This is a genomic window from Steroidobacter sp. (genome assembly GCF_016790065.1).
Classification (GTDB): Bacteria; Pseudomonadota; Gammaproteobacteria; order Steroidobacterales; family Steroidobacteraceae; genus Steroidobacter.
Genome location: NZ_JAEUPY010000781.1, coordinates 1 through 21,803 on the forward strand (window position 1 = coordinate 1; position 21,803 = coordinate 21,803).

The window sequence follows — 21,803 nt, forward strand, 5'->3', positions numbered from 1 at the left end:
CTCGCCAACAAACACGCCAACGTGATTCGTCTGGTCATCGGCAACGAGGCCGTGCTGCGCGGCGACCTCACCGTCGCGCAGCTGGCCGAACAGTTGGATCGGGTACGCGACGCTGTGACGCAGCCGGTGAGCACCGCCGAACCGTGGCACGTTTGGATCAAACATCCGGAGCTGGTCGAGCACGTCGATTACCTGGCCGTACACATGCTGCCGTATTGGGAAGGCATTCCGGTCGAAGGCGCGATCGAATACATCGCCGCACGCATGGACCAGTTGCGGGCCGCCTATCCCGGCAAACCCATCGTCATCGCCGAAGTCGGCTGGCCCTCCGACGGCCGCACACGCGAAGGCGCAGCGGCATCGACCAGCAATCAAGCGATGTTCCTGCGCCGCTTCCTGGAGCGTGCACGACACGAGGGCTACATCTATTACGTGATGGAAGCGTTCGATCAACCCTGGAAGACGCGCTACGAAGGCGCGGTGGGTGCTTATTGGGGCATCTACGACGTGCATCGTCAGGCCAAGTTCGAGTTCGTTGAGCCCATCGTGCGCATCCCGCAATGGCAGACGCTCGCCGCGGTGTCGGTGACGATAGCGACCCTCATCCTGGGCATGCTTTACGTGCACAGCCTGACGCTCGGCACTCGCGGCCGCAGTTTGCTCGCGGTCGTGGTGTACGCAGTGGCGACGACGATGGTCTGGATCATTTACGACTACTCGCGTCGCTATCTCACATTGACCAGCGTGCTGATCGGCACCGTGCTGATCCTCGGCATGCTCGGCGTAATCGCAGTGCTGCTGACCGAAGCGCTGGAATGGGCTGAAGCGCGTTGGGGCAAGTCACGCAAGCGGCCGTTCGTAATTTCACCGCGCGCTGACGAGCTACTGCCGAAGGTCTCAATCCATGTGCCGGCGTACAACGAGCCGCCGGACATGCTGATCGAAACGCTAAATGCGCTGGCCCGCCTCGACTATCCCGACGTTGAAGTCATCGTCGTGGACAACAACACCGTCGAGCCGTCGGTTTGGCAGCCGGTAGAACGGCATTGCCAGAAACTCGGCGAGCGTTTCAAGTTCTTCCATGTCTCGCCGCTCGCTGGCTTCAAGTCGGGCGCATTGAACTTCGCGCTCAAGCACACTGATCCGGAAGCTAGCGTAGTCGCGGTCATCGACAGCGATTACAACGTCGAACCGCATTGGCTACGCACCCTGGTGCCGGCGTTCGAAGACGAGAAGATCGCCATCGTGCAGGCCCCGCAGGACTACCGCGACGCCGAGGAGAGCGCATTCAAAGCCATGTGCTATGCCGAGTACCGCGGCTTCTTTCACATCGGCATGGTGGTGCGTAACGAACGTAACGCAATCATTCAGCACGGCACCATGACCCTGGTGCGTCGCTCGGCGCTACAAGACGTCGGCGGCTGGGCCGAGTGGTGCATCACCGAAGACGCCGAGCTGGGACTACGCTTGTTCGAGCACGGCCACGAAGCGCACTACTTGCCGGTGACTTACGGCCGCGGCCTGATGCCGGAAACGTTCACCGATTACAAGAAACAACGTTTCCGTTGGGCCTATGGCGCAGTCCAAATTCTGCGCGCGCACGCCGACGTGCTGTTGAGCTCCGACGAGCGTCTCACCAAAGGCCAGCGCTATCACTTCATCGCCGGCTGGTTGCCGTGGATGGCGGACGGTTTGAATCTGATCTTCAATGTGTTCGCGCTGTTCTGGTCAGCCGCCATGATCATCGCTCCGCATCGCTTCGATCCGCCGCTGATGATGTTCTCGGTGCTGCCGTTGACGCTGTTCGCGTTCAAGCTGGCGAAGCTGGCACATCTGTATTCATCGCGAATGGGTGCAAACATTCGGCAGACGCTGGCGGCCGCGCTCGCCGGACTGGCGCTGTCGCATGTAGTTAGCGTCGCCGTCGTGAAGGGATTGTTTACGCGCCGTGAGCCGTTCTTTAGAACGCCCAAACATAAACAGCCGCATGCCTTGGCTGAAGGTCTCTCCGCGGCACGGGCCGAGACCGCCTGGTTGTTCGCACTGGTGCTTGCTGCCGTCGGCCTGACCCATCAGTTCACTGTCAGCCCCGGCCTGGTGCTCGGCATTCCTGAAGAGCTGAAAGCACCGGACGTATCGCTGTGGGTGGCGGTCCTGCTGATTCAGGCGATTCCCTATGCCGCGTCCTTGCTTATGTCATTGATCAGCGCACTTTCCCTACCGGCGCGCTGGTTGGGCACGCCGCCCATGGGCGAGATGCCGGTAACAGCCCAGTTTCGTGCCCCGGATTCCGCGGACTAGTTCCTGAAAGCGCGGTATTTGCAGCTTGTCGCGCTGCCGGCCCGTCCTATAATCCCTGCCTAGGCAGTTAATGCCGAGGCAACCAATGGCCAAGGCCCACTACAAACCCGAGTCCTTTCATCTCCGCGACAGCATCGGTTACCTGGTCAAGCGCTCGCAGCGCCTGATGCAGGAACGCATCGAAGGCCTGTTCGAGAAGCAAGATTTCACCCTGCAGCAGTGGGTAGTGCTGATGTATGTCCGCGACGGCCTCGCGGTCACTGTCGCCGACATCTGTCGGGACCTGCACCACGACAGCGGCGCCATGACCCGACTGGTCGATCAGCTCGAAGATCGCAAGCTCATCGAGCGGCGGCGTAGTGCCGAGGACCGGCGCGTCATCGAGCTGTCGCTGACCAAGGCCGGCTCCGACGTCCTGGACACTCTGGTGCCCACCGCCTGCGACGCGCTCAACACCGCGCTGGACGGCTTCAGTCGCGAAGAAGTGAAGCTGATGCAATCCATGCTGAGGCGGTTGATCGGCCGGCTCGAAGAATTGGTGCCCTACTCCCCGACCAGCTCCGAGAAGGAGAAGGCGTTATGACGACGCCGAAACATTTCCCAACGCGCTCGGCGTTGCTGCTGCTCGGTGTGCTCACCGTGCTCAGTGGTTGCGTCACCCCGCCGAAGACCGAGCCGCAACTGCAATCCGTTGCCGATCAAAGCGTCGGCTTGAGCACCACCAATGCGCCAGTCGTCGCTGAACGTTGGTGGGAACAGTATGGCGATCCACAGTTCGATCAACTCGTCACGACGGCGCTGGAACACAACCCGAGCTTGCAACAAACATTGGCGCGCGTGCGTGCAGCTCAGGCGCAAGTGCAATTCGCTACCGCTCAGCGTCAGCCCGGCGTGACCTTGAATGGCCAGGAACAGCGCAGCCGACTGCCTGAGGAATATCTGATTCCGCCTCCGTTCGGCGGCGGCACTTATTGGTCCGGTCAGTTGCTCGCGAACTTGTCGTGGGATTTGGATTTCTGGGGCCGTCAGGCGTCGCTCATCGATCAAGCCAAAGCCACCGAACAAGCGGCACGACTCGACTCGTCCGCCGCACGACTGGCCACGACAGTGGCGTTGTCACAGACCTATCTCGATTTGAATCGCGCCATCGCGCTCGCGGACATCGCACAACAGTCGCTGGTGCAGCGGCAGCGGATTCTCGATATCACTCGCAAGCGCATCGGTGCCGGTCTCGATACCAACGTCGAACTGCGTGAAGCCGAATCCGCCGTGCCTCAGGCAGAGCTGGCGAGACTGCAGGCCGAAGCGGCGCGCGAAATCGCCGTCCATCGGCTCGCCACGCTGATCGGCGAAGGCGCGGACGCGTATGAACGCATCGGCAAGCCGACGTTGAATCTGGAAGCGGCTTTGTCGATTCCGACGCAGCTGCCCGCCGATTTGCTGGGCCGCCGCCCTGACATTCTCGCGGCTCGGTCGCGAGTCGACGCGGCAACGTCACAGCGTGCCGCCGCTCGCGCCGCGTTCTACCCGAACATCAATCTCAGCGCGTTCGCCGGCTTCCAGGCCATCGGGCTGAACAATCTGTTCGAAGCCAACAATCGCACTTACGGTGCCGGCCCCGCGATCAGTCTGCCGCTGTTCGATTCACAGCGTCTGAAGTCGGAGTTCAACCAAGCCACAGCGCTGCAGGACGAAGCCGTGAGCGCCTACAACGACGCGGTACTCTCGGCCGTGCAGCAGGTCGCCGACCAGCTGAGCCAGGTGAATTACAGCGCGCGTCAGCTCGACCAGGCACGCGCGGCGCTCGCATCTGCCGAAGAAGCGTATCGGCTCGCACACAAGCGTTACGAAGCGGGCCTCGCAAACTATCTGTCCGTACTTACGACTGAAACGCAGGTGCTGAACGCACGCACTTCGTTCGTCGACATTCTTCATCAACAAGCGCTCGCTCGCGTGTCGCTGCTGCTGGCTGTCGGCGGCAACTTCAGCGCTGCCAGCTGATCGTCCGCCATCAACGGAATATTTATGAGCGATACCAACGCACCCACCGCCGAGGGCAACGGCAAACGCCGACGGGGTCTGCTGATTCTCGCCGCCGTGGTCGCGATCAGTGCCATCGGCTACGGAGCCTACTGGTTCAGCGTCGCGCGTTATTACCAAAGCACTGACGACGCTTACGTCGCCAGCGACATCGTGCAAATCACCAGCGAAGTGTCCGCAGCTGTGCTCGGCGTGCACGTCGACGACACGCAGACGGTGGCACTCGGCCAAGTCCTGGTCGAGCTCGATCCTGCCGACGCCAATATCGCCGTGTCCGCCGCCGAAGCCGAACTGGCTCGCACCGTTCGTCAAGTTCGCGCTTTGTATGCGCAGGCCGAACAGCTGCGCGCTCAAATTCGCGAGCGTGAGACCGACCTGAAGAAATCTCAGAATGACTTCGCGCGTCGCCAAGCTCTGGTGGCCGACGGCGCTGTGTCGGGCGAAGAGCTGGCACACGCGCAGGACACGATTTCCCAAACACGTGCAGCACTTCAGGCCGCACAGCGACAGCTCGATGCGACGCTAGCGCAGATCGAAGGCACGACGCTCGAAGATCATCCTGATGTGCTCGCCGCTGCCGCCAAACTCCGCGACGCGTCGCTGGCTCTGCGCCGTACCACGATTCGTTCACCAGTCGCCGGCACCGTGGCCAAGCGTGGCGTGCAAGTCGGCCAGCATGTGAATGCCGGTGCTCCGCTGCTCGCAGTCGTGCCGCTGGATGACGTGTGGATCGACGCGAACTTCAAAGAAGGTCAGCTCAAAGACGTGCGAGTCGGTCAGCCTGTAGCCGTGCACGCCGACATTTACGGCAATGACATCGAGTACACCGGCAAGGTCGCCGGTCTCGCAGCGGGCAGCGGTAGTGCATTCGCGCTGTTGCCTGCACAGAACGCGTCGGGCAATTGGATCAAGATCGTGCAGCGTGTGCCGGTGCGCATCGTTCTCGATTCGGAGCAGCTGAAACAGCATCCGTTGCGCGTCGGCTTGTCCATGCACGCGGAGATCGAAGTGCGCGACACGTCGGGCCCGCTGGTAGCGTCGCAGGTTCGTAACACGCCGCAGCCGCTGCGCAAGAGCGTCGGCGAAGACGACGGCATCGAACAGCGCATCGCCGAGATCATTCATCGGAATGCCAGCGCTAGTGGCGTCGTCGCGAGCAGCCGTCAATGGCAGCCCAACTCGCCAGGGCACGCCAAACTGGCTTCGGCCAAGTAAGCGTCAGCGACGACTTCGAGAGGATTAGCCCGTGAGCACCAACACCGCAGACGCATCGGCCACCGCGCCCATGCAAGGTGGTGCGCTTGCCCTGACCTCGCTGGCGCTGGCGCTCGGCACCTTCATGCAGGTGCTGGATACCACCATCGCCAATGTTTCCATTCCGACCATCGCCGGCAATCTCGGCGCGTCGGCGGATCAAGGCACCTGGGTCATTACCTCGTTCGCCGTCGCCAACGGCATCAGCGTGCCGCTCACCGGTTGGCTGATGCAACGTTTCGGCATCGTTCGGACGTTCGTCGCGGCGGTGCTCGCGTTCACCATCGCATCGTTCTTGTGCGGCATCGCTTGGAATCTGCCGTCGCTGGTGTTCTTCCGCGTTCTGCAGGGTGCGGTGTCCGGCCCGATGGTGCCGGGCTCGCAAGCGCTGCTCCTATTACTGTTCCCGCCAGCCAAGAAAGGCATGGCGCTGGCGCTATGGTCCATGACTACACTGGTCGCACCCATCATGGGTCCGATGCTCGGCGGCTGGATTTCGGACAACGCCACCTGGCCATGGATTTTCTATATCAATATTCCCATCGGCTTGTTCACCGTAGCGGTGTGCTGGTTCCAGCTACGTCATCGGGAAACGCCGACGCGCAAGCTGCCGGTCGATCAAGTCGGCATCGCGCTGTTGGTGGTGTGGGTCGGCGCGCTGCAGATTGCGCTGGACAAGGGCAAGGACGAAGACTGGTTCTCCTCGCCGTTCATCGTCGTGCTGACCATCGTGTCCATCGTCGCGTTCGCCGCCTGGCTGATCTGGGAGCTGACCGAGAAACATCCCATCGTCGACCTGTCCTTGTTCAAGCATCGCAACTTCACATTCGCGTTGATTCCGATGTGTCTGGGCTACGCGGTGTTCTTCGGCAACATCGTGTTGTTGCCGTTGTGGATGCAGACTCAGCTCGGCTATACGGCGACTTGGGCTGGCTTGCTGGCAGCACCCGGTGGTTTGGTGGCCGTGCTGATATCGCCGTTCGCAGCCCGCTTCCTGGCCAAGTTCGATGCGCGTTGGCTGACCTCGCTGGCATTCGTGGCCTTCGCGGCTTCTTATTACATGCGCTCGCAACTGACGGCGAATGCGGCCGTGATCGACTTCATCATTCCGCAGCTGATCCAGGGCATCGCGATGGGCACGTTCTTCGTCGCCATCCTGACCATCATGCTCGACGGCATCGAGCCGCCGCGCGTGCCGGCTGCGTCGGGCCTGGCGATCTTTCTGCGAACCATTGCCGCAAGCTTTGCTACGTCCATCACCACGACGTTCTGGGATCGGCGCGAAGCCTTCCATCAAGCGCATCTCGCGTCCGGCTCGAGCGTATACGACGCGTCGACTCAGCAAGCGCTGAGCCACATGAACTCACTCGGCCTTTCGGACAATGCGGCCATCGCCGCCATGAATCGGGAAATGGTCGGCCAGGCGTACTTGCTGTCGTCGCTGGACTATTTCTGGATCTCGTCCTGGCTGACGCTGGCGATGATCGGGCTGGTGTGGCTGGCACGCCGGCCGGGGCGCGGCGCCGCTCACGTCGCGGCTGATTAGCTCCGGCGCACCTGAATGCGCTCCCCAACGTCGGGAGCGCTCGCTAAACGTTCGTCTTAAACCCTTTGGCCCTGTCGCGCGCCGTTGACTAACGACTAAGCAGGTTTAGGATGGCACCCGACCGGGCGTGTGATTCAACTTATTCCGCCCGGGGAGCGCGCGGCCGGACATGTCGTCCCACACCGCCACCGCCAAACAGGCCCTTGGAAAACCGTGCTGCTTCGTCTTGCTGTTCGCTCATGGCCGGCTCCTGGGAAAGCCCCTGGGAAAGACCCCGGGAAAGATGTGATGCAAGGAAATAGTTGCACAGGCGGTGCGCCACCGACAACTGATCGTTAGTGCCTTCACGACCGCCCATCCTTGCCCCATGACGGAAATTCGCAAACGCTCGCTCGATGAGATCCTGGCGCACGCCCAGACGCTGCCGCCCGGCGAGCAATTGGAATTCATCCGTGCCGCCTGCGATGGCGAGCAGCTCACCCCGTCAGAATTGCGCGATCCGCACCTGTCGCGCCAGGCCTGGTTCGATTCCGCCGACGAACAACCCGTGGTGCTCGAGTCGCCGCCCGATCTGACCGGTCAATTGATCGGTCCCTATCGTGTGATGCGCAGCCTCGGCCAAGGCGGCATGGGCGAAGTGTTCCTGGCCGAGCGCGCCGATGCTCAATTCCGGCAGCATGTGGCCATCAAGCTGGTTCGCCGCGGACTGCTGTCCCGCCACGTGCAAGGCCGGCTGCGCCAGGAACGTCAGATCCTGGCATCTCTGGACCACCCCAACATCGCGCGCCTGTACGACGGCGGCACCACCGATGACGGTACGCCGTACATCGTCATGGAATACATCGACGGCGAACCGCTCGATCTGTATTGCGACCGGCGCCGGCTCACCATCGAACAACGCTTGCGACTGTTCATCATCGTGTGCTCGGCCGTGCATCGCGCCCACCAGGGCCTGGTGGTGCACCGGGACCTGAAACCTTCCAACATCCTGGTGACCCCCGAAGGCGCGCCCAAGCTGCTGGACTTCGGCATCGCCAAGATGCTGGACGATCGCGAGCTCATGCACACGCTGGCGCTGACGCAGGAAGATATCCGCGTGATGACGCCGGATCACGCCAGCCCCGAACAGGTGCGCGGCGACCTGATCTCCACGGCCAGCGATATTTATGTATTGGGCGTACTGCTGTACGAACTGTTGTCCGGCTACAAGCCTTTCGCGCTACGAGGCAAGCGCCTGGCCGAGCTGGAACGTGCCATCTGCGAAGACCACCCGCCATCGCCGAGCACGGTGATTGCGACGGCCGAACGGCAAGAAGATAGCGGCATCGAGCAGGTCGCTGCGCAACGCTCAGTCAGCATCAACAAACTGCGCCGTGAGTTGAGCGGCGACCTGGACAACATCGTCACCATGGCGATGCGCAAGGAGCCGGAACGTCGTTACGCGTCGGCCGAACAAATGGCCGGCGACGTGGAGCGGTATCTGCAAGGTTTGCCGGTGCTGGCGCGGCCGGATTCCTGGAACTATCGCGCTGAAAAGTTCGTCCGCCGGCATGCCATCGGTGTCGCGCTCTCGGGCGTGTTGGTAGCCGCATTGATCGGCTTCACCACCACCATTTATTTGCAATCGTTGCGTATCGAGAAAGAACGCGATGTGGCCGAAGCCGAACGCACCGTCGCCGAAGCGGAACGCGAACGCGCCGAGGCCGTGTCCGGCTTCTTGATCGATTCCTTCAAGGTGGTCGATCCGTTCGTCGAAGGCGGCAACTCGGTCACCGCGCGCCAGATTCTGGATAACGGCGCCCGACGCATCGGCAGCGAGCTCAGCGATCAACCGGCCATCAAAGCCGCGGTCCTCGATACCATCGGCACTGCTTATCTGGGCCTGGGCCTGCCAGACGACGCACAACCGCTGATCGAACAGGGCCTGGACGTGCGGCGCCAACTGTTCGGCACCGACAGCGAACCGGTCGCCAATAGCCTGTACAGCCTCAATCGCGTGTTCGAGAAGAAGGGCGACCTCACTCAAGCCGAGACGTTGGCACGCCAAAGCCTGGCCATCACCGAACAGCAGACCGGCTCGAGCAGTGTCGAGACTGCCGGCAGCCTGTGCCGCCTCGGCGTGATTCATAAATTGAAGGATCAGCTCGCCGCCGCGGAAAAACTATTTCAGTCGTGCCTGGACATCCGGCGCGCGCGGCTCGGTCAATATGACGTCTCGCTCGCCACGCCGCTGGATAACCTGGCGCAGATTGCTTCTCACCGCGGCGACAACGCGCTGGCCGAGAAGTATTTGAACCAGGCGCTGGAGATCGACCGCCGTACGCGCAGCGAACAACACCCGCAGTACATTCGTCATCTATTGCGGTTGGCGATGATTACCCACGACCGCGGCGACTCGACCAAGGCCGAGCGGCTCTTCCAACGCTCGGTCGAGCTGAGCCGGCGCGTGCTCGGCGCCGAGCATCCCGAGACCATCGACACGCTCAGCGCCATGGGCACCTTCCAAATGGAAAGCGGCCGTCTGAATGCCGCCGAACAGACGCTGCAGCAGGTGCTGGAGATGAACAGCCGCGTGCGGCCCGATCATTTCTATGTGGGCAACGATCTGGAGAATCTCGGCCGCCTGGCGTTCCGCAAACATGAGTTCGCGCGTGCCGAGCGTTATCTGAACGACGCACTGGCCATCTATCGCAAGAAGCTGCCGCCCACCAGCGGCTTCATCGCCAGCACCTTGACCATGCTCGGCACCACCCAGCTGGCGCTGAATCGCCCTAAGGATGCCTTACGACCGCTGGATGAAGCGGTGAAGGCCTGGCGTCAGGAGTACGGAGCAGACAGCGCCGGTTACGCCATCGCCAACGCGACCCGCGCTCGCGCTCAAGCGCTGCTCGGTAACTACACCGAAGCCGAGCCGGCATTGCTGGCCGCTTATCCGATGCTGAACAATTCGACGCGCGTGGGCGATCGCGAAGCCGCCAACGACATTCGTTTGTGGATCGAAGAACTGTATCGCGCCATGGGCCGACCGGCCGCGGCCAAGGAATATTTCACGTCGTTGCCGGCCAGAACCCAGGCGCTACGTTAGAGCCTAGGTTCAGTTGCGATTACGGCCGTCGGGCTGCAGTATCGCGCGCACGCTAAAACAAGAGAGGCTGCCATGCGAATTCTGATCGCGGACGATGAACTCGCTCAATCCAAAACGCTGCGTCCGCTGTTCGCAGCCGGCGGCAAAGGCAAATCCAAACTGCGCCCGACTGCCGGCGCCCCCGCCATCGGCAAATTGATCGTCGCGCACGCGCCGCGTAAAGGCGCATCGAAGAAGGCAGCCAAGGGTCGCGCTGGCAGCCCACCGCCCAGCAGCAGCGGCGGCGGCAGCCTCGATTTGGGCGATCAGCCGGAACAGGCCGCGACCATTCTCGACGCACTGGGCATCTCGCTGTTGAATCGCGGCATGCTGGAGGAAGGCGCCAGGCTCATCGAGCTGGCTCTGCAGATCCGTCGCAAGTTTTTCGGCAACGACCATCCCGCTACTGCGCTCAGCTTGAACAGCTTTTCGCGGGTGGAACGCGAGCGCGGCAACCTCGAAGCCGCGACCATCGCCGTGCAGGACGCGTTACGCATCAACCGCAGGGTGTATGGCGACAACAGCCTGCCGGTGGCTGTGAGCCTGACTGACCTCGGCGTCGTGCAACTGTTGCAAGGCTTGTTCGCCGACGCGACCAGCTCGGCCAACACCGGCGTCACCATTCTGAAACAAACCGGACTGTACGAGACCGATCCGAACACCACTCGCTTGCTGGATGTGCTCGGTCGTGCGCAAAGCGCATTGCGCCAAGTGCCGGCTGCGGAAGAAACATACAAGACCCTGCTGGCGCTCGATCAGCAACAGCTGGGCACGCGCAAGCATCCCAAGTACGCCACTCACCTGGCCAACTTCGGCCTGGTGCTGGAACAGCAAGGCAAGCGCGCGGCGGCCATTCGCGCCTATCGCAATGCCATCGACCTGTATGTGGATACGCTGAACCGCGATCGTCACCCGAACCTGATCGACACTTACGCCAATCTGGGTTCGTTGTTACGCCTCCTGCCGAAACAGTCCAAGGATGCCGGCAAATACTTGCAGAAGGCGTTGCAGCTGGGCATTTCGATCCGCGGCGAAAACCACCTGCTGGTGGGTAACGACTACGCCAACCTGGCCCGCTGGCAATACGACACCGGCGCGCGGGATGCGGCGTCCAAGGGCTTCTCGCAAGCCCTCAACATCTATGCCCGCAATGTGCGTGGCCGCTCGTTGCCCGCCGATCACTTCTTCATCGCCGAAGCACTCACTTGGCAAGCACGAGTTGCAGTGGAGCGCGGCACGCCGGGTGGCGGCAAAGAAGCGGTGCCATTGCTGCGCCGGTCCCTCGAAATCTGGCCGGTGCAACTCGGCCCCAACACCCTGGGTGAAATCACCGCGCGCGCCTATCTGGGTCGGGCACTTGCCCTACAAGGCGACGACAATGGCGAAGCCTGCCGGTTGTTGTGCGAGGGTTATCAAGCCATGAAGCTGGATCCGCAAGCCGATCCCGACGTCCTCCGCCGCTTGCGCGGTTGGATCAAGGAGCAGGGCTGCAACTGCGAGCAAACCTCGCCGGCCGCCGCCGCTTAAGCCCTCTGGACCGTCGCGATACCTGGAAAAGTGCCACTGCTCCATAGGCGGTGGCACGAAAGGGTCATTGCCCGCTGCCCTAGCGCGGAAGTACGATGCCCGCAAGTTGAGCCGGACCTGACATAAGGTCCGCCACTGGCAGGGCAACAGGATAAGGGCAGTGTCATGAAAATCCTCATCGTCGACGATCATCCCTTGTTCCGCGCTGGCTTCCATGCGGTGCTCGAACAGAGCAACCTCGAAGCCGGCGTGCTCAGCGTGTCCTCGGTGCCCGAGGCCTTGCAGTGCCTGCAAACGGATAGCGACATCGGCCTGGTGCTGCTCGACATCCACCTCAAGGGTGAAGACGGCTTCAATGCCCTCAAAGTGATCGGCGAGCGCTTCCCGACCACCGCCTGCATCATGATTTCCGGCGACGATCAGCAAGCGGTCGCGGCCCGCGCGGTGGCCTCCGGTGCCTCCGGCTTCATTCCCAAGTCTTTCACTGCCGACGAGATGATCGCTGCGATTCGCAAGGTGCTCGCCGGTGAAGTGTTCGTGCCCGAGACCGCCAATCTCACCGCCGCCGAACAACCCAATGGACTGACGCTACGACAGCTGGAAGTCATCAGCATGCTGGGCCGTGGCTTCTCCAACAAAGAAATCGCCCGGGCTCTGGATGTCGCCGAGCGGACGGTGAAGGCACACGTGAGCGCCGTGTTCGAAGCGCTCAACGTGCGTAATCGTACGCAAGCGGTGCTGGTCGCGCAGAAGCGAGGCTTCTTGCCGACTGCTCAAGCTGCTTACGCGACCGCGCGCTAACTTACCTCCTCTAACAATCCCGCTTCGTCATGGACGCCGCACTGTTGCGACGCGTTGAGCAACAGCGCGTGGAAATGTTGTATGGCAATGCCCTAGCCGTTTCCGGCTCGGCGTTGCTCATGGTGGCGATGATCGCCGTCATCACCTGGCCGCACGCCTCTCACAACCGCATCGTCTATTGGTCAGTTGCGACGCTGCTCGTGCAAGTCGCCATGCTCGCGCTGACTGCAAGCTATCGTCGAGCCGACAACCGCGCGACTGCATCGAGCGCTTGGGGCTGGCGATTCGCCGGCACGGCCGGCGTCGCAGGCGTGGTGTGGGGCTCATCGGCATTCGTGTTGGTTGGTGAGAATCAGTCGCTGACTCTCGCACTCATTGCCGCATGCTTGGCGGGCCGCGCGACGATTAGCGTCATCACGCATGCTCACTTTCCGCCGGCGCTACATTCGTTCACTGCTCCAGTGTTCGGCCTGCTGGCTCTGCGTTACATCTCGCTCGGCGGCTACGGCAACGCTGCGCTCGGCGTGATGTGGTTCGCCGTGCTCGGTTACTTGTTGTTGTTCGGCGATCGTCAGGCGCGAGTCATCGTGGCGCAGATCCGTTTGCGCTATGAGAACGAGCAGCTGGTCGGCCAGTTACAGCAGCAATATGCGTTAGCGGATCAAGCTCGCGCTCGTGCCGAATCGGCGAGCCGTTCCAAATCCTTGTTCTTCGCCGCCGCCAACCACGACCTGCGCCAACCGTTGCATTCGCTCGGCCTGTTCGCGACCGCCCTGCGCAATGGCAAAGTCGATGATCACGGCCGCCGCATGATCGATCAGATTCTGCTGGCCACCGAATCGCTGGAACAGCTGTTCGACAACTTGCTGGATATTTCCAAGCTGGATGCCGGCCAGGTCGAGGTCAAGAAAGAAATCGTCCCGGCCAACCTGGTGCTGGATCGTCTGCGCAGCACCTTTACCAGCGCCGCCGAAGACAAAGGACTCAAGTTCGTCGTGCGTCGCTCGCGCGGCGTGTTGTTCACCGACCCGACGCTGCTGTTTCGCGTGCTGTCCAATCTGGTGTCGAACTCGATTCGCTACACCGAACGCGGCGGCGTGATCGTGGCCTGCCGCAAGCGGCGTAACGGCGTGAGCATCGAAGTGTGGGACTCGGGCATCGGCATTCCTTCCGAACAGCACGACCGCATCTTCGAAGAGTTCTATCAGCTCAACAATCCGGCGCGCGATCGCACGCGCGGCTTGGGACTAGGCCTCGCGACCGTGCGCCGTATCGTTCATTTGCTCGACCATCCGTTGTCGGTGCGTTCGACACTGGGCCGCGGCTCGCGCTTCAGTCTGGAAGTGCCGCTGGCCGATCCGAACAAGATTCACTCGGGCGCCGCCACCATCGAGCAGAAGGTGCCGAATCTGATCGGCGGCAAGCTGATCATGGTCATCGACGATGAAGAGTCGGTACGCTTGGGCATGCAGAGCCTGCTGGAAAGCTGGGGCTGCAAATGCATCACGGCCATGGATTCGGATGAGGCGCTGGCCAGCGTCAACGGGCGCGTACCGGACTTCATCATTGCGGACTTGCGCCTGCGCGGCGAGCGCAACGGCATCGATGCGATTCGCGAAATTCGCGCCAAGCTCGGTGACATTCCTGCCGTGCTGATTTCGGGCGACACTGCACCAGAACAGTTACGTAAGGTCAGCGCCGCCGGCCTGACGATGATGCACAAGCCGCTAAAAGCAGTTCGTCTCCGCGCCCTGCTCAATCACGAGTTCGCCAAGAAACAGCGCGCCTGATCTCAAACCGTGTAAGTGAACGGGTTGCTACAGGCAACCACCCGCCCGCCATAGACGATGGTCTCGCTCTTGGGATCGGGCACCCGGAAAAAATTGCTGCCGATCAAATACTCGGTCAGCACGTGCCGCTCCAGTCCTTCCAAGCCATGGCGTGCTTTGGCGATATGCGCCGGCAGCCAGGGAATGAAACGATCGGCGAACACCGTCGCCTTCACTTCCTTTTTCTGCATGCGCTCGCTCACCAACATATCGTTGATGAACGTCTGTAACGAAGCGGCATCCAGATCGATGCCCGGCAGATGTTCTCGCACCACGCGCTCGATCCAACTCGCGCGGTAATTCTTGATCGTGCTCCACGACGCGGCACCAAAAACACCCAGCGCCAGCGCACTCGCGCCACCTGCGATCAGCAGCTTGCGACGGCCCGATGAAAAGTGTTTGCTCATGGCCGGACTCACGCGATCAGGGCAGCGCTGCGCAGGGACAACGCGGCCACACTCAGACTGGGATTCGAATTCGGTCCCGACGGAAACACCGACGAGCCCACCACTACCAGATTGCGCACGTCGTGGTGGATTTGTTTTGCGTCGATCACCGAGGACGCGCGCTCATTGCCCATGCGCAGCGAGCCTTGAATATGAGACTCGGTATCGCGCATGCCTTTGAAGTCGATGCGTTCCACCGGCAGCGGCGCCAACACCTTCTCGATGTTGACCAACGATGCCTCGACACCGCGTTTGGCGTAATCGGAAATCTCGGCGTGCAGCACCTTGGGCATGCCGTCACTATCGAGCACGACCCGATTGGAATCTTGCGGCAAGTCTTCGACCACGATGACCAGCGGCGCGAGCTGACGCCAGCGACCGTACTCAGTGCGCAAGCCATGCGGCCAGCGATTGTCGAAGTAGATCAGCGCGCCGGCGTAATCCTTGCGAGACGGCGTGTCGTACAGCGAATAATTCAGCGCGGTGGTGATCGTGCCGCCGTTGAGACTGTCGAGACCTTCGAGCAACACTTCGAGCGAATAACCCACTTGCTCGTGAATGCCCACGCCGGTCAACGGATGATCGATCCCCGAGCGTAACAAGATCGCCGGGCTGTGAATCGCATTCGCACCGAGCACGAACAAGTCACCCGTGACTCGATGTTCTTCGCCGCCTTTCTTGTAGACCGCAGCTTTGACGCTATCGCCCGCGTGATCGAAGTGCGTCACCTCGCACTCGGTACGAATCTCCACGTTCGGCAGGCCACGCAGATCCACGAAACCATTCTCGAATGTGAACTTCGCGTTCACCGGACACAGATTGCAGCGCGCGGAAGCACAGCAAGGCGGGCGTCCAGCGTCAGCAACACTGGCGCGTGCAGTGGCAATCGGCACATGAAATTCCGGTTGAGCCCGACGCATGATGGCGTCGACAGCGGTCTGCTTGTGCGGCGGCTGAGGAAACGGCGCAGAGCGCGGCAGAACCACAGACATGTCGGGCGAACCCGCCACCGACATTCGGGTTTCCGCCGCGACGTAGTACTGCTCCAACTCGTCGTAATCGAGCGGCCAGTCTTGCGCCACGCCGTACTTGCTCTTCATGTGGAAGTCGCTGGGGTGGAAGCGCGGTGTCTGCGCATACCAGCAATTCGTCCCGCCCCCCACGCCGATCGTGAAATTCCACACCTTGTTGGCCGCATCGGTGCGAAACGTGGAGGTGTGCGCCAGCGACGAGTTCTTGCCGTGCTCCAGCTGCCACGCGTGCGAATTGAAGGTGCCGCGCTCGAGCATCAGGATTTTCGCCGCCGGTCGCTTGGCCAGGTATCCCTCGACAAAAAACAACGCACCGAACCCGGACCCGACCACCACCACGTCGAAATGCTCTTGAACCATCCATCCTCCGAAAACGCATCGGGATTAAACCGACGTATTGGCGCTAAGTTCCGCTGACTAGCAACTTTTACGTGGTTCCCCGAGAGCCAAATGCGGGTTTACGTGTAAGCTGCGCGCCGTTGTAACGAGACCGCGTCCATGCCCAAGCCCCGAGTGTCTGCCCCCGCCAACAAAGGCGTGCGATTACAAAAAGCCATGGCCGATGCCGGCCTGGGCGCGCGCCGCGATTGTGAAGGCATGATCGTCGCCGGCCGCGTCAAGGTGAACGGCCGCGTGATCACCGAGCTGCCCTGCTTCGTGGATCCCGCCAACGATAGCGTCCAGCTGGATGACGAACTCATCGAGCTGCCCGTGCCCGAGGCAAGTGCAGACGCCACCGCTGCCGGCAAAGGCACGACCAAAACGCGCTCGATGCTTTATGTCTTGATCAACAAACCCAAAGGCGTCATCACCACCACCAGCGATCCGGAAGGGCGACGCAACGTGCTCGATCTGGTGCCGCATTCGCTACGAGGCGAGGAGCGACTGTTTCCAGTGGGCCGCCTCGACGGCGACTCCACCGGACTGCTGTTGATCACCAACGACGGCGATCTCGCCTATCAACTCACTCATCCCAAGTTCGGCATCGCCAAGGAATATCGCGTGCTGACCTCGGGCCTGGCGAGTGACGAACAGCTCAAGAAGCTGCGCGACGGCATGTATCTGGTCAATCCCTCGACGGACGGCACGAAGACCTCGAAACGTGCGTCGCTGGAATCGGTGCGCATCATCAAACGCTTCGTGGATCGTGCTCGCGGCGATCGTACGATGCTCAGCGTGACCTTGCGCGAAGGCCAGAATCGCGAGATCCGGCGCATGCTGGCGCGTGTCGGCCTGAAAGTGCGAGAGCTCGAACGAGTTGCCATCGGCCCGCTGCGCGCCGGCGATTTGAAGCCGGGTCAAGCCAAGCTGCTCGGCAAAAAGGATGTCGAGCGGCTCAAAGCCGCCACCTTGGGCTTGGATTGAGCCTCAGCTCGCCGGTTTATCCAGCAAGCGAATCAAGCCTTCCTGCGCCACCGAGGCCACCAGCTTCCGGTCGCGATTGTACATCTCGGCTCGCGTCAAACCGCGAGCGCCACCGGCGAACGGGCTCACTGCTTCCACCAGAATCCATTGGTCCGCTCGCGGCGGCGTGTGGAACCACATGGCGTGATCGAGGCTGGCCATCATCACGTCCTTGTTGGTCATCTGCACCGGATGTTTCAACAACGCGGTAGAGACCAGGAAATAATCGGAAAGATAAGCCAGACCCGCCAGTTGCATCAGCGGATCGTCCGGCAACGGTGAAGCCGAGCGGATCCAATACTGAGCTCGCTGCAACGACTGCTTGCGGAGCATGAACATCTCGGGATTCACCGGCTTCAACTCGATGATGGCTTCCTGCGAGGCCAGCGCGGTGGCGCCCTTGGGCAGGCGATCGCCAAACTTTTCCAATAGCTGGCGCACGTCCATCAGATCTTCCGGATCGGGTACGTCGGGGCTGGACGGCACCTCGTGCTGGAGCCCCGCCTCTTGTCGATGGAACGACAACTCCATATGGAAAATCGGTCGCGACCGCTGCCGAGCGACCACGCGTCGGGTCGAGAAGCTGCCGCCATCGCGCGTCAATTCCACGTCGTAGATGACCGGAATGTCGCTAGCGCCGGCCAACAGGAAATAGCCGTGCAGCGAATGACAGACGCGATCGGAAGCGACCGTCTGAGTCGCCGCTTTCAGCCCCTGGCCGAGGATCTGGCCGCCGAACAGGGTGCGATTGATATTGATCTGGTTGACCCGGCTGCGAAACAAGTTGGTGTCGAGCTGTTCGAGCTCGAGCACTTCGCGCAGGTTGTTGGGAGCGGGGGGCGCCGGCGGCGGCGAAATCGAGGTGGCCATAGGCCGGGGAGTGTAGCACCCGTACCGGCCACCCACCGGTCCCAGGGCGGCACTCACCGGCGGCACACCGCGCCTTACCCACGATCCCTACTCGCCACCGGTGAATTTCGTTACCCTTCCAGCACTTCATGGGGCGCACTTGCATGGCCCGCGTCACGATCCCGAAGAGCCTGGAGGGTGCATGTTCAACCGACTCGGAAACCTGATTAAGGGCTTCTTTTCCCTGTTCATCTCGGGCATCGAACGGCGCAATCCCGAAGCGCTGCTGGAGCTGGAGCAGGAGAACCTGCGCAAACAGATCGCCAACTTCAATCAGGGCCTGGCCACCCACGCCGGGCTGTGCGAGCGAATCATGGGCCAGGTGCGCAAGCTCGAAGCCGAGCAGAAAGACCTGCGCGCCAAAACAGCCGCCCACCTCCGTGCCGGCAACAAGTCCGCCGCCGGCCAATACGCGCTGCGCCTGCAGACCATCGAGTCGCAGCTGGAAGAAAACCGTAAGCAGCTGGAACAGGCCGAAGGCACTTACAAGAACCTGATCAAGGCTCGCGACGTAGCGGTACAAACCGCGCGCGCCAAGATCGAGAGCTTGAAGGGCGCCATCAACGACATGAAGATGAATCAGGCCATGGCCGAGATCCACGAAATGGCCTCGGGCATGATCACCAGCATCGGCGGTTCGGGCGACACGCTGAATCGTTTGCATGAAATGGTCGAGGAAGAGCGCACCAAGGCCGCCGGCCGCGCGCGCATCGCCAAAGACTCCATCGACATGACCGGCGTCAACGTGCAGGAAACCGAAATGAATGCGCTCGCCGATCAGGCGCTGGCCGACTTCGCCGCACGTGAAGGTATTTCCATCGAAGGCAGCGCGCCGCCGGCACCGACCACTCGCACCATGGGTGCGCAGTCGGAATCGTAACTGCGATGCCAGCACCGCACGGCGCACCGGCTTGGGCTAACGAGCTTGCGCTCGCTTACGAGAGCGGCGCGCACGGGCAGTTCATTCTGTACGGCAACGTGCATGATCGAATTGCCGTCGGTGCGCAACTCGTAGGGTTGGCCGGTTATCTCGAGCATCAGTTGCTGTCGGGCTTTCAGATCGTGCTCTCGTACGATCTGGGCAACGGACTCGCTATCGAACGCGGCGGTGAACTGGTTGAGAAATGGGCCGGCGCGGGCCTGCAATCTCTGCCGCGTGAACCGCAACCGGCGTTGCAGTGGATCAGTCGCTACCTTCGTTATCTAGGCAACCTGCGAGCGCTCGGTCGTGAAGTGAAAGAACATGTCGCGGTTATTCTGCGAGGTGTCGATCACATCGTTCCTGCCGATGGCGCCGGCTTCGAACACGGCAGCCTCACCCACGTACTGCGCGAGTGGTCCTCTGAAGCGCCGTTCGCAGATCTGCCTTTCACCAGCATTCTGATCGCTGACAATCTCAACGACGTTGAGCCGCTGGTCGCCTTCAGCACGCATGCTTCGCGCATTCGCGTGCCGCTACCGGATGCGGCCGAGATCGAACGTGCGTTGACGCTGTTACGCACTCACGAGCCCAAAGCATTTGCTGCCGACGCCAACCTGGCACAGACCGGCGCGGCGCTGGTCGGCGTGACGCTGTCTGCACTGGAAAGCCTGGTAAAAGTGCGTGATCACTCGGGCCAAGCACTGAATAGCTCGGATCTGACTCGTATCAAAAAAGAATTGGTGGAACGTGATTCCGCCGGCTTGGTCGAGTTCATCGAATCGTCCCGCACCCTCGACTCCTATCACGGCCAGGAAGCGCTCAAGGTCTGGCTGCGTCAGGACATCAAACTGTGGCAGACCGGCGATCTGAAAGCGCTGCCCATGGGTTATCTGCTGTGCGGCCCCGTCGGCACCGGCAAAACGTTTCTAGTCGAATGCCTGGCCGGCGAAGCGGGCGTGCCCGTGGTCAAGCTCAAGAATTTTCGCGACCGTTGGGTGGGTTCCAGCGAAGGCAACTTGGAAAAGATCTTTCGCCTGATTCGCGCGCTCGGTCGCTGCATGGTGTTCATCGACGAAGCCGACCAAACCCTGGGCCGTCGCGACTCCGGTAGTGGCGACAGCGGTTTATCGGGACGTTTGTATTCGATGATCGCGCAGGAAATGTCCGATTCGTCGAATCGCGGCCGCGTGCTGTGGCTACTCGCTTCGTCGCGGCCGGATTTGATCGAGGTCGATTTGAAACGTCCCGGTCGTGTCGATGTGAAAGTGCCGCTGCTGCCCACCAGCACCCACGCCGAAAGCACCGCATTGATTGGCGCGCTCGCCAAGCGCTATGGCTTGCAGTTGAGCGATACCGACCTCGCCGCAGTCGAGCCTCGCATGCCGCTGCTACTCACGCCCGGCGCTGCCGAGGCGCTGGTGGTGAAAGCTTATCGCCGTGTGCGCACGGAGAACCTGGAGCCGCGAGCGGCGGTGGAAGCCTGCCTGGTCGGTTATCAGAATCCAGTGCCGGCCGACGTGCTGGAGTTTCAAATGCGCATCTCGATCCGCGAGGCCACGGACCTGGCCTTCGTGCCGCCGGCGTTTCATAAATACGCCGAGCCTGCTGCCATTCCATGAGCGGCTCACGCTCCTACCTCGCCGCTGCTTTCAACGCGCGTCCCTTCGGCATGCCCGTGCCGCCGAATTGGTTCGGCCTCGCCGCGTTTGCTTTGTTGGGTGTGTTTGTGAGCCCCGGTTTGTGGTTGATTGGGGCGGGACTCGAAGGACTTTATCTTTGGACTTTGTCGCGTAACTCCCGGTTTCGGGCGACTGTGGATGCTGGTGGCAAAGGTGAGGATTGGGTCGCGAGGTATAACGCGCTCAGTTATCACTTGGATGAAGATGCGCGCCGGCGCCAAGAATCGATTGAGACTCAGGCGCGAGAGATTGTCGATCTACTGTCGCGCACTGGGTCGACGGAGATGCAGAAGAGCGATGTGCGACAGATGGCTTGGCTTCATTTGAAGCTGTTGGCTGCGCGGGCGTCGGTACTGCAGGTGATTAGTGCGGCGGATCGGGATAAGAGTTCTCTCGCTGAGCAAGAGCGGCGGGTTATCGATCGCTTGTCCGCTGAAGGACTCAGCGACGAACTGAAACGCAGCTTGGAGCAGCAACTCGAAGTTCTCCGCTCGAGGCGAGCTGGCCACACTGATGCTCAGCAACGCCGGGAGTTGATCGAGGCTGAGTTGGAACGATTGAGGCAGCAAGTGTCACTGGTTCGTGAGCAGGCGCTGCTCGCTACGGATGAGCACTCGGTTGCTTCGTCGTTGGATGCTTTATCGGCTTCTTTGAATGAAGCGAATCGCTGGTTGAGAGATCAGCGGGAGTTGTTTGCTGGGTTGGAAGGGTTGACCGATGAGCCTCCGCCGGAGGACTTGCTTCAGCCTCGGCCGAGTTCTGCGCGCCGGCGTGAGAAGGTGGCGCAGTGATTTCGGCGGCTCAGTGGCACGCGTCGGCTGGCGGTCCTAACGCCTCCCGTCACCGCGCACCCGCCGCGATCGCGCAGACGCGCGCCGCTCTGCTTGCACATCCCTGTGGCGCTGCTACGAAAGGTCCGTGCTTTTCGAAGCTGCCGGGAGGCGTTAGGACCGCCAACCGCCGCCGAGGCGTCAATGTGCTGTGCTGGCG

16 protein-coding genes are annotated in these 21,803 nt (G+C 61.7%); 13 read left to right on the top strand and 3 right to left on the bottom strand.

The genetic code is table 11. The annotated features are described in order from the left end of the window. From JNL55_RS31635 to JNL55_RS31675, 9 genes are all read left to right on the top strand, one after another. A partial coding sequence (locus tag JNL55_RS31635) for a glycosyltransferase (RefSeq protein WP_293864025.1) occupies window positions 1-2,301 on the top strand: 2,301 nt, incomplete at its 5' end. A gap of 85 nt (window positions 2,302-2,386) precedes the next feature. After that, complete coding sequence (locus JNL55_RS31640; protein ID WP_293864028.1) at window positions 2,387-2,884, top strand: MarR family winged helix-turn-helix transcriptional regulator; 498 nt, start codon at window positions 2,387-2,389, stop codon at window positions 2,882-2,884. Continuing rightward, the gene (locus tag JNL55_RS31645) at window positions 2,881-4,302 is read left to right on the top strand and encodes an efflux transporter outer membrane subunit (protein ID WP_293864031.1); all 1,422 of its coding nucleotides are present in this window, start codon (window positions 2,881-2,883) and stop codon (window positions 4,300-4,302) included. The genes JNL55_RS31640 and JNL55_RS31645 overlap by 4 nt, the downstream gene beginning before the upstream one ends. Window positions 4,303-4,326: 24 nt before the next feature. Next, window positions 4,327-5,556 carry an HlyD family efflux transporter periplasmic adaptor subunit gene (locus tag JNL55_RS31650; protein WP_293864033.1) on the top strand — a complete coding sequence of 410 codons (1,230 nt, stop codon included), beginning with the start codon at window positions 4,327-4,329 and terminating at the stop codon, window positions 5,554-5,556. A gap of 70 nt (window positions 5,557-5,626) precedes the next feature. Next, the gene (locus JNL55_RS31655; protein ID WP_415923204.1) at window positions 5,627-7,141 is read left to right on the top strand and encodes a DHA2 family efflux MFS transporter permease subunit; all 1,515 of its coding nucleotides are present in this window, start codon (window positions 5,627-5,629) and stop codon (window positions 7,139-7,141) included. 367 nt (window positions 7,142-7,508) lie between these two features. After that, window positions 7,509-10,226, top strand: coding sequence for a serine/threonine-protein kinase (locus JNL55_RS31660; RefSeq protein WP_293864039.1), 2,718 nt, complete (start codon window positions 7,509-7,511; stop codon window positions 10,224-10,226). Between the two features lie 72 nt (window positions 10,227-10,298). Next, window positions 10,299-11,792 (top strand): tetratricopeptide repeat protein, encoded by a 1,494-nt coding sequence (locus JNL55_RS31665; protein WP_293864042.1) that lies wholly within the window; start codon window positions 10,299-10,301, stop codon window positions 11,790-11,792. A 165-nt stretch (window positions 11,793-11,957) separates the two neighbouring features. After that, a complete protein-coding gene (locus JNL55_RS31670; RefSeq protein ID WP_293864045.1) occupies window positions 11,958-12,593 on the top strand; it encodes a response regulator transcription factor in 636 nt (211 codons plus the stop codon). A 29-nt stretch (window positions 12,594-12,622) separates the two neighbouring features. Continuing rightward, complete coding sequence (locus JNL55_RS31675; RefSeq protein ID WP_293864048.1) at window positions 12,623-14,383, top strand: hybrid sensor histidine kinase/response regulator; 1,761 nt, start codon at window positions 12,623-12,625, stop codon at window positions 14,381-14,383. Window positions 14,384-14,385: 2 nt separating this feature from the next. On the opposite strand, the gene JNL55_RS31680 is transcribed toward JNL55_RS31675, so the two are convergent. Both JNL55_RS31680 and JNL55_RS31685 read right to left on the bottom strand, forming a co-directional pair. Continuing rightward, window positions 14,386-14,829, bottom strand: coding sequence for a hypothetical protein (locus JNL55_RS31680; protein WP_293864051.1), 444 nt, complete (start codon window positions 14,827-14,829; stop codon window positions 14,386-14,388). 8 nt (window positions 14,830-14,837) lie between these two features. Further along, window positions 14,838-16,259: a GMC oxidoreductase gene (locus JNL55_RS31685; RefSeq protein ID WP_293864054.1), complete on the bottom strand. Its 1,422-nt coding sequence runs from the start codon at window positions 16,257-16,259 to the stop codon at window positions 14,838-14,840. Between the two features lie 138 nt (window positions 16,260-16,397). On the opposite strand from JNL55_RS31685, the gene JNL55_RS31690 reads away from it, so the two are divergent. Continuing rightward, window positions 16,398-17,264 (top strand): pseudouridine synthase, encoded by an 867-nt coding sequence (locus tag JNL55_RS31690; RefSeq protein WP_293864057.1) that lies wholly within the window; start codon window positions 16,398-16,400, stop codon window positions 17,262-17,264. A 3-nt stretch (window positions 17,265-17,267) separates the two neighbouring features. Here JNL55_RS31690 and JNL55_RS31695 read toward each other — a convergent pair whose 3' ends face one another. After that, window positions 17,268-18,173, bottom strand: coding sequence for an acyl-CoA thioesterase (locus JNL55_RS31695; protein ID WP_293864060.1), 906 nt, complete (start codon window positions 18,171-18,173; stop codon window positions 17,268-17,270). 181 nt (window positions 18,174-18,354) lie between these two features. Here JNL55_RS31695 and JNL55_RS31700 point away from each other — a divergent pair, with 181 nt between their 5' ends. Genes JNL55_RS31700 through JNL55_RS31710 form a run of 3 tightly spaced genes read left to right on the top strand, consistent with a single transcriptional unit; the run spans window position 18,355 to window position 21,604 of the window. Beyond that, window positions 18,355-19,092 carry a PspA/IM30 family protein gene (locus JNL55_RS31700; protein WP_293864063.1) on the top strand — a complete coding sequence of 246 codons (738 nt, stop codon included), beginning with the start codon at window positions 18,355-18,357 and terminating at the stop codon, window positions 19,090-19,092. 5 nt (window positions 19,093-19,097) lie between these two features. Next, entirely contained in the window at window positions 19,098-20,753 is a 1,656-nt protein-coding gene (locus JNL55_RS31705; protein ID WP_293864066.1) for an AAA family ATPase, read from the top strand. After that, on the top strand, window positions 20,750-21,604 hold the full coding sequence (locus JNL55_RS31710; protein ID WP_293864069.1) for a hypothetical protein: 855 nt from the start codon (window positions 20,750-20,752) through the stop codon (window positions 21,602-21,604). Before JNL55_RS31705 ends, JNL55_RS31710 begins: the two co-directional genes overlap by 4 nt. The last annotated feature ends 199 nt before the right edge of the window (window positions 21,605-21,803 follow it).

What these genes read in the sequence shown, in the direction of transcription:
- JNL55_RS31690 (WP_293864057.1), top strand. Translation starts at nt 16,398, where the DNA reads ATGCCCAAGCCCCGAGTGTCTGCCCCCGCCAACAAAGGCGTGCGATTA.
- JNL55_RS31710 (WP_293864069.1), top strand. Translation starts at nt 20,750, where the DNA reads ATGAGCGGCTCACGCTCCTACCTCGCCGCTGCTTTCAACGCGCGTCCC.
- JNL55_RS31655 (WP_415923204.1), top strand. Translation starts at nt 5,627, where the DNA reads ATGCAAGGTGGTGCGCTTGCCCTGACCTCGCTGGCGCTGGCGCTCGGC.
- JNL55_RS31645 (WP_293864031.1), top strand. Translation starts at nt 2,881, where the DNA reads ATGACGACGCCGAAACATTTCCCAACGCGCTCGGCGTTGCTGCTGCTC.
- JNL55_RS31695 (WP_293864060.1), bottom strand. Translation starts at nt 18,173, where the DNA reads ATGGCCACCTCGATTTCGCCGCCGCCGGCGCCCCCCGCTCCCAACAAC.
- JNL55_RS31680 (WP_293864051.1), bottom strand. Translation starts at nt 14,829, where the DNA reads ATGAGCAAACACTTTTCATCGGGCCGTCGCAAGCTGCTGATCGCAGGT.
- JNL55_RS31670 (WP_293864045.1), top strand. Translation starts at nt 11,958, where the DNA reads ATGAAAATCCTCATCGTCGACGATCATCCCTTGTTCCGCGCTGGCTTC.
- JNL55_RS31665 (WP_293864042.1), top strand. Translation starts at nt 10,299, where the DNA reads ATGCGAATTCTGATCGCGGACGATGAACTCGCTCAATCCAAAACGCTG.
- JNL55_RS31660 (WP_293864039.1), top strand. Translation starts at nt 7,509, where the DNA reads ATGACGGAAATTCGCAAACGCTCGCTCGATGAGATCCTGGCGCACGCC.
- JNL55_RS31705 (WP_293864066.1), top strand. Translation starts at nt 19,098, where the DNA reads ATGCCAGCACCGCACGGCGCACCGGCTTGGGCTAACGAGCTTGCGCTC.
- JNL55_RS31640 (WP_293864028.1), top strand. Translation starts at nt 2,387, where the DNA reads ATGGCCAAGGCCCACTACAAACCCGAGTCCTTTCATCTCCGCGACAGC.
- JNL55_RS31650 (WP_293864033.1), top strand. Translation starts at nt 4,327, where the DNA reads ATGAGCGATACCAACGCACCCACCGCCGAGGGCAACGGCAAACGCCGA.
- JNL55_RS31685 (WP_293864054.1), bottom strand. Translation starts at nt 16,259, where the DNA reads ATGGTTCAAGAGCATTTCGACGTGGTGGTGGTCGGGTCCGGGTTCGGT.
- JNL55_RS31675 (WP_293864048.1), top strand. Translation starts at nt 12,623, where the DNA reads ATGGACGCCGCACTGTTGCGACGCGTTGAGCAACAGCGCGTGGAAATG.
- JNL55_RS31700 (WP_293864063.1), top strand. Translation starts at nt 18,355, where the DNA reads ATGTTCAACCGACTCGGAAACCTGATTAAGGGCTTCTTTTCCCTGTTC.